The organism is Neptunomonas qingdaonensis, from assembly GCF_900113275.1.
Lineage (GTDB): Bacteria > Pseudomonadota > Gammaproteobacteria > Pseudomonadales > Balneatricaceae > Neptunomonas > Neptunomonas qingdaonensis.
Map to the genome: position 1 here is coordinate 1 of NZ_FOOU01000031.1, position 2,287 is coordinate 2,287.

Genomic DNA, 2,287 nt, shown 5'->3' on the forward strand with positions numbered 1-2,287 from the left:
CCTAATTAAAGACTCCGAATACATTAGCGCAAAACCACCTCATGATCACAAATCTGTGTTGCAATCATGAGGGGAACCATACATTTTTATGCCTGGAATTCCTGATGGATATAAGACGCCTGCCAGGCGATGGCTTTCCGTGCAGCTACATCACTTGTACTAACCCTCCCTTTGTCTTGGTCGCGGCAGAGGGCAAAAATATATGGTTGGAATATAGTTCCGATCGAAACGGGGCACGACGGGTAATCCTCCCTTTTTTAACTACAATTAATTTTCGGGGGGGGTACCGGAGCTAACGAGCGGAACTCCATTAGGGTCCGAGTCGATAAAGACGACTCATTTAAGAGACCGAATACAAGCGAGCAGTTAAACCTCATATGTCAGCATACAATCTCTTGCAATACGGGGGGAGTCCATACAAGTATGCAGATGATGAATTTGTCTGTATATCGAAGACATCTATCTGTACATGCAGGGCTCTATTTCATTTCCGTGTTGGAGATTTAACCTACAATTCTGCGTTAAATTTCTTTGTACGCACTTAAACTCCCTATTCTATGTGTGCGTTTCGATGGCTGCACTCAAAAACGCTATTCTGTGTGCACGAAACGAGCAACAAAATATGGATTACTACGATGACTACCAGCAATTATTTAAAGCCATTAGCGACGCTGGGGGATTTAGAAAGTCGAGCGGTGTTGAAGGCGACAGTTAAAGCCCGTGCAGCTCTCGCAGAGCTACAAGGTTTGACGAACAGCCTGCCTAATCCGCATATACTTATTGCAACATTGTCACTTCAGGAAGCGCGTGAAAGCTCTGAGATAGAAAATATTGTGACAACACAAGATGAGCTATACCGCAGTAATTACAAGGCGAGGCAATTTACTTCGGCGAGCGCCAAAGAAGTGCACGACTATGCTGTCGCCCTTACCACCGGCTTTAATATAGTACAACAAACAGGCTTGCTTACGAATAGCACGATCTGTGAAATCCAGAAAAATATCGAACATAACAATGCAGGTTTTCGTAAGCAAGGTGGCACCGTTCTTAAGAATGAAAAAACGGATGAAGTTATTCATACGCCGCCACAAACAGAACAAGAAGTGCTTAATTTCATGGGCGCTCTGGAAGCCTTTATCAATAATGAGGACCTTTCGGATTATGACGAGCTAGTCAAGATGGCACTCATTCATCATCAGTTTGAGAGCATACATCCGTTCTACAATGGTAACGGAAGAACGGGACGCATAATCAATATATTGTATCTGTGCAAGCAAGGCTTGCTCGATACCCCCATATTGTACATATCAAGTTACCTTAATCAGCACAAATCTGACTATTACAAACTTTTGCAGCATGTTCGCGACACGGGTGACTGGGAAGAATGGATTTTGTATATGCTAAAAGCTGTCGAAATAACCAGCCAAGAGACATTAGGCACTATAAAGCGCTTACTTGCGCTGATGCAAGAGCATAAACGTACCATTAAAGCGACTTTTCCAAAGATGTATAGTCATGAGTTGATCAATCATCTTTTTACGCATCCCTATACGAAAGTTGAATTTGCTAAAGATGAGCTTGATGTGCATAGAAATACAGCACGAAACTATTTAAATAAGCTAGCTGAAATTGGAATCTTAGATAAGATCGAGCAGGGTAATGAGTACTACTATCTAAACACGTCACTATGCGGACTATTTTCAAAATAGGATATTTTAATGAGGCGTTACTTGAACAGCTGAGCTTAAGTGATGATCATCCGAGCTTCCTAAACCAACTCGACGAGTTTCGATATTTTTAAAGAAATGAATGGTGAAGCTCAAAAACATAAAAGTCGAATATAACTAAAAACTTTTAAAAAATAGTTCCTTATTTCAGTTTCGTTTCAGCTACCGGTTTTAAAGTAGCACCATCAAGCAGTGAAACACGCTAACGAATTTAAGGAAATGACTATGAAAACTTTACTGACTACTGCTCTTCTTTCTTCTGCTCTATTTGCTTCACAGGCATTTGCCGGTGGTTTAAATCAGTTTAATGATCAGTCTGTTGAGGCTAATCTGGCAGTAGGCCATGTAGCCAGCGCTCAGGGATTTTCATCCGTTAACAGTCCTCTGTCTGACCTGGGTGTATCGGTTCAAGCGCATTTGGGTGATGCTAACCACAATCTTGTCAGCACTTATAACCATACGGTTGCGTTGACAGGGTTAGAAGTACCCGCTCAATCAACAGAAGCACACCTTTAATCGTTTTATGGGAGGCTTTGCCTCCTATTACAGGTATTCGCATT

General features: G+C 41.8%; 2 protein-coding genes. Both read left to right on the forward strand.

The features are described from left to right. The first annotated feature begins 635 nt into the window (after positions 1-635). Positions 636-1,709, forward strand: coding sequence for a Fic family protein (locus tag BM099_RS20195; protein ID WP_090731103.1), 1,074 nt, complete (start codon positions 636-638; stop codon positions 1,707-1,709). A gap of 243 nt (positions 1,710-1,952) precedes the next feature. After that, positions 1,953-2,243: a hypothetical protein gene (locus tag BM099_RS20200; protein ID WP_090731105.1), complete on the forward strand. Its 291-nt coding sequence runs from the start codon at positions 1,953-1,955 to the stop codon at positions 2,241-2,243. The last annotated feature ends 44 nt before the right edge of the window (positions 2,244-2,287 follow it).

Bases quoted from the DNA above. Each gene is read 5' to 3' on its own strand.
- BM099_RS20195 (WP_090731103.1), top strand. From the start codon at position 636: ATGACTACCAGCAATTATTTAAAGCCATTAGCGACGCTGGGGGATTTA.
- BM099_RS20200 (WP_090731105.1), top strand. From the start codon at position 1,953: ATGAAAACTTTACTGACTACTGCTCTTCTTTCTTCTGCTCTATTTGCT.